General features: G+C 58.9%; 2 protein-coding genes. Both read left to right on the plus strand.

All coding sequences use genetic code 11. The features are described 5' to 3' along the window. Positions 1–265 precede the first annotated feature (265 nt). Positions 266–619 (plus strand): hydroxyisourate hydrolase, encoded by a 354-nt coding sequence (gene uraH, locus E0F99_RS18450; protein ID WP_083360390.1) that lies wholly within the window; start codon positions 266–268, stop codon positions 617–619. A 154-nt stretch (positions 620–773) separates the two neighbouring features. Further along, on the plus strand, positions 774–6,000 hold a 5,227-nt coding region (locus tag E0F99_RS18455; protein WP_207303087.1), incomplete at its 3' end, for a dermonecrotic toxin domain-containing protein.

Here is a 6,000-nt window from a genome sequence, read left to right on the forward strand (position 1 = left end):
TGCATTTTTTCTGCTGAGTGCTGTGCATATGGCTTAGCAAGAAACTTGCCTAACTGGTCAGCTAATGGACAAAAGGTCGTTTGAAAGCAAGGATTACCCGTCAATTGCCCTGCGGATTAGCGCAGCCGGGAGCATCGCTGAGTTTGTGATTTTTATTGTGTACAATTTTTTTAAAAAGTGTCTTAATCAGCCATCGCCGACTTTTTTGATGCCCAAAAAAAGTGCGGTCTTCTTATCTACTGACTTCGGGAGGCGCGCAGACGCCATGGGACGCTTGACCACACACGTTTTGGACGCCGCACACGGCTGCCCCGGCAGCGCAATCAAGGTTGAGCTGTACCGCGTCGAAGGGGCGCAGCTGGAACTGGTCGCCACCGCCATCACCAACAGCGACGGCCGTTGCGATGCACCGCTGCTGCAAGGTGACGACTACCGCAGCGGCGTGTACCAGCTGCAATTTTGCGCCGGCGATTACTACCGCGGCCGTGGCGTGCAATTGCCTGCACCGGCCTTCCTTGATGTGGTGGTACTGCGCTTCGGCATCAGCGCCGAACAGGATCACTACCATGTCCCGCTACTGATTTCGCCTTACAGCTACTCCACTTATCGCGGTAGCTGAGTCGTCACCTCGCTTCATACCCCCAAAGCTCTTCGTTGGTTTTTTGCCCGCCCACACTGCGGGCTTTTTTTGCAGTGCACGTTCAACTATCTAGCGCCTTTCGCATATCAGTGTTGCTTAGGCTGGGTGTTTTCCTCATAGAGAAGAAAACGCCATGACTTCGCCTCCCGTTCACCCCGGCGCTACACCGCTTTCCAATCGCTCACCTGAAAAAAACGCCATCACCGACGCCGAGATCGCTGCCGAGTCCGCGTTGCAGGTCATTCGCGATCAACTGGGACGACGGATGAACACCTATACCCATCCCAGCCGCCAGATCAATCAGATTGGCCTTGCCGACTGGCGGTGCAAAGAGTCGGCACAGGCGCTCACACGCTTGATAGGGCGTGCACCCAGCGTCTTGAAAGTGATCCGCACCGAGCTGCGCAAAGCCTTTGGGGTTGACCCGGACAGCGTGTTGTTTACCGAGTCCGGGGCGCCAGGTGTGCCGTCGAAAGTCGAGAGTTTGACCCAGCGGGCGTTATTGCTGCTGGTCAAGCCAGCGGTGCCGATCAACGCCAATCAGTTCACCGCCCTGAGCGTCAAGGGTGATCCGAGCCGGCGGTTGCCCGATACACCGTTGCAGGTCCAGCAGCGAGTCATCGCGTTGAGGCTGTTCGAGCGACTGTCCCGTGCGCAAGCCGACTACTGGGACAGCCTGGCACGGGGCTCCTGGCTTACCCGTCGAGAGCATTGGGTGGAGCTGAACAAGGAACTCTTTGCGGACCGGGCCTTTATGGCGCTGCAACTGGATGAATTATCGAAAACGGGAATGAGCATGGTGCAGGCCGTGATCGATGCCCCGACCGCGCAAGCACGCCAGCGCGCAGGTGGGGACTGGGCCAGCGTCAAGGTGGGCCGGCTGATGTGGCCCGGTACGCCGGCACTGACGATCCCCGGTGCCTTGCATTTTTTTCGTGAAGGCGACCCCAGCGACATGCCGCATGTCATTTATTTGCCGGGAGTCGTGCGCAACTTCTACGAGTACCCGTCCTTCGTTGCGCTGCAGTGTGGCGTGCTGGAGCTGCACAGGGCGCTGTTTCACGACCTCTGGCAGTGCCTGCCATTGAGCCGTCGCAATAAACTCTGCCGGCCCGCGGATTTGTCCCAGGCGTCCAGTGTCGGCCGTGGCTTGGAAGTGATGGGCGACGCGCTGGTGGTGGGCGCGCAAGCGTTGTTGAGCGAGCAATGGAACAACGAATTGGCCTGTGCCGCGATGATCTATCACGCCCACGTGTTTTCTACGCAACGGCCTCGGCCTGAGCCGCTGGATGCCGCGCTGTTTCTCGCGCACGTAGAGGGCACCCGCAAGCAACTGGTCGGCAGCGCACGGCTGGGCGTCGTGAGTGACGAATTGCTCCAGTGGGATCAGCAACGACGAAGCGCAGAAATTATCTTTGCCAGTACCGCGCCTGGCCTGGCCTTGCGCACCGTAGAGCAGCAGGTCAAACGTTACGAAAAAGGCCTCGTCGCGCTGCTGGATCCGCAGGATCCCAGTGCAGAAACGCCCGCGTATCAGCAGTTCGTATCGCAGGTGAACCAACTCAAGGTCTATACCCAGACATTGAAAATGTTGACGCAAGATGCGAAGCATCGGCTGGGCGAGAAAGAGTTTTGGGCTGAGCGCCCAAGCGGGATGGGCACTCCGCGGCGTGGCACTCTGTTCATGAGCGCCCAAACCGAGGCGCTGCGGTGCGAGGTAGAGTTGCAACACCGGCTCAAGCTCCTGAGCACGGCGCATCGGGACCTGGTGATCGAGGTCGTGGAGCGGCCTGCGCCGGAACAACGCCAGGGCAGTGAAACCCAGGTGCTGTCGATCGCGGTGGGCAGTGAGCCAGACGCGTTCTATTCACTGCATAACTTATGGCTGGTGACTACGGCGGCGGCGGTGAGGGTTCCGGCGCGCCAGCGTCCGGTGGTGCTCTACGTTTTCGGGGTGAGCGGCGGGGTGACGGCTTTTGCCGGGCTGGACGCCTTGACCCGAAGCGTCAAGGCGAGCCTGAGTAGCCCGGATGACTCGGTGTTATGGGGCTGTGTCGAGCGCGATAAGCGTAACGACTTACGTGCACATGCGATGCATGGCACGCTGGCAGTGCGCTACGTGCCCATCGACAAAAAGCCTGTGTTGGCCTCAATCGAGAAGCTGCTTGGGACCTACAGCCGCTTGCTGAACAGCACCGAAGACATCACGCGTATTTTCAGTGAGGTCAAGGATGTCGAGCTAAGCCGCGCGCTGTTGAAGGCTGAGCTGGAACAACAGCTGGAGATTCCCGTCAACAGCGCTCTGAGCCAGGCCCTGGCGAATGTCGAGTTGCTGCGCAAGGCCGCGTCCGAGGCGAAAAACTGTCCAGCCTGGCTGGCGCAGGCAACGCGTGCGCAGCGCACCCATTTCAAGCGCTTGCAGCGGGTTTATCTCAGTGGGGCCTTTGCCTTTAAAACCCGGCTTGAGCACTACCTGCCCGACGTGGGCACATTTGCCCGTCGCGTTTTGACGGCGCGTTTGCGTGAGGACGGCATCTCTCCAGGGTTTGATATCGAGCAGGACTTCATTGACTTACCCGATGATGTTCAAGGCAGCTATTGTGGGTATTCAAGCGCCTGTAGCGTGGGTGATCGCAACATAACCCTGACCCCGAGCCTTACGCGCACAACCTTCAGCCTGCTGCAGTTGGTGCTGCATAACATGGACCCGTTGGCGCCCTGGACGCGGTGGCGATTGAACCGCGCGCGTTTTCTGCAACCCAACTGGCAACAACAGCTCACTGTCGATTATCTGCTTCGTATGGTGTCTTCGCTGGATATCGGTGGTCAGTACGACGCATTGATCAATAAGGTCTTTTACCCACCGAATGACATCAACCACACGCTGAGCCAAGGGCGTATTCCCGAGTTACTCAATCGCGCGCTGCAAGCGGGCTTTGCCCATCATCTGTTCGCCGCGACGCAACGAGGGTTGTCGGCGAATGCACAAAGTGTATTCAACACGGCGATGGCGGCGCGTACGCCACAAGACCTGTTGAAAAACCAGCATGAGTTGCAACTGTGCGTGATTCACTTGGTGGGCCACACCCTGCAGCATGATCGCTACATCGCTGGGATAGTGGTGGTGCACGACAAGCGCTCCGGGTTGTGTGTGGTCTATTGGCCCGAGGCTGAGCAAGCGACGGTGCTGACCGAGTATGCCAGCCTGCAACAGGCCCATGACGCGCTGAACCGTATTGGCGCATTGCCTGAAAACCTCAAGAGGCTGGCGCGACAGATCGCGCCCGGCTGGGCATTTGAGGCGATCAGTCACCATCCGGCCAACGCCGATGAGTTCGGTCAGGTATTCAACGTGCTTGATGTGACGCCCACGTTTTTCCTGGTCAAAGGGGTATGGCAGGGCGTCGAGTTTATTCGCTCATTCCGTATCAAGCATCTGGAGCCGACGGCGTTGCTCGATGAGCTCCACGCCCAAACCCTTGAGCAGATTGCCAGTGATCCGAAAGGATGGCTGGCGATTGTCGCCACGTCCCACAGCGACGCAAAGGCATTGCTGTACCGCGCCAGCGTGCTTGGGCTGCAACGCCAGGCCCAGGCTGCCAGCCGCTCCGGCAAGGCGCTCCAGGACTATAGGGCCCGCCGCTTAGGCGAGCAAAGCGATACGACTAAACGCAGGTTGGTCGCGTTTTTCAGTCCGCTGTTCGGGATGTTCAATGACTTCTATGAGCTGCTGCTCGTAGCCCGACGTTATCACCGCTTTGGCGACCCCCGCGATGCGGTCGATGTGGGCTTTATGAGCGGATTTATGGCTATCGACCTGTTATCGAATTTTATCCCCGGCCCGAAGAAGGCGGGCGGTACTGCGACTCGCGGTGTTCGACCCTCACTCAGGTCGGCCCTAGGGCGGATACACCGCTTGCGCATGACGACGAGCCAGACTCCCCGCCTGGCGCCGTCCCCCGTGACTCACCTCAACGCGCTGGAGCGCTTCAGGATCAAGGGCACCCCTGAGGGGGCGGTGGCGTTGAAAGGGCCGGGTGAGAAAGGCGTCTATGTGAAAAGCGGTGAACCCTTTGTGGCGGATGACACGCACCATTACCCGCTTTATCGGCGTAGCAACGAGTCGTCGTTTCGCCTGAAAAACAAGCAGGCACCGGGGCAGGACGAACTGATTTTGACCATTCATCAGCCCAGGGAATGGCTACTGGGCGCCGATGCACCGCAACCGGTGGCGGGCACGAGTTCAGGGGTGCTCAACCCGTGGCATGCTCCCCGGTCGCCATCGCCGGATTGGCAACCACCCAGCCCCACGGCGACTCAGCAGCGGATTCTACAGTCGCGCACAACGGACACCGGGTGGCTGGCGTGGCGTACTCAAGTTCGTCCCGATCAAATAGTGTACTCCCCGACGCCCGGAGTGTTTGAAGTCGGCGCGGCCCCAACAGGGTCTGCACTCAATGCCAGGTTCTTGCGCGTGGCTCCTCCCAATGCTGCCATCCTGGGGCCGGACAGCGGTTTTTACAGGATGCTCCCTCAAGGAGAGCATGCACCGTTGACCGGTATCTCATTTATCACCAGGGATGAGCCCCTGTCGTTTTCGGCTGGAACCGATATCGTGCGGTGGACAAGCACTGACATTGGCGACCAACCCATTCCAGTATCACGCAACCCGGCAGGAGGATGGCAAAACCATCCGGCGCTGTTCGACAGGCCTTTGGATCAGTATGTGGGTGAGGCTTTTCCCACCATGACGAATGAAACCCGAGAGTTTACGGTCAGGAGGATGATTGAGCTGTCAGGTTCTTCCCGCCAGGTAACGGCAAGTCATATGCTTGGCATCCGCGCGGCTCTGGACAGTTGGGTACCTCCAGCCCCCGCGAGGCCTGGGCAAACGGATGATTTGCTGAGGATGTTGAGGCCCGTTCAACAAGGGCGCCAATCGACACTGGTCAGCTACCAAGGCGCGGCACCGGGGTTTGAACGCATTGACTTCCTGCCATCGGTCGCGGTGGAGCCGAGGCTTCAGCTACGCGGCGACGGTGTTAAGGCACAGAGAAGTCTCTTGCAGCGTACGGCAGTCCGGACCGTTCTGGAGCAGCAGGGTTTTACCCTTCAAGATTTCCATGTTAGGCGTTATCGCTCGAGGCCCGGTCACGAGTCGATTGCCGTTCATCCCAATTCGCCAAACCGCCTCTACTACATTTCATATGAGTGGCTCGAAATGGGGCATGCCCGGTTGGGCATAAGGTTTCAGAATCAATGGTTTTATGCAGGGTTCAAATCGCTCGGAAATATTGCGCTAGTGACCGAAATCATGAGTGCGCTGCGTGAAAAGCGCTTGGTTCGGATCCTGGCGGGCA

The sequence above is a fragment of the Pseudomonas antarctica genome, assembly GCF_900624995.1.
Classification (GTDB): domain Bacteria; phylum Pseudomonadota; class Gammaproteobacteria; order Pseudomonadales; family Pseudomonadaceae; genus Aquipseudomonas; species Aquipseudomonas antarctica.

What these genes read in the sequence shown, in the direction of transcription:
- uraH (WP_083360390.1), top strand. Translation starts at nt 266, where the DNA reads ATGGGACGCTTGACCACACACGTTTTGGACGCCGCACACGGCTGCCCC.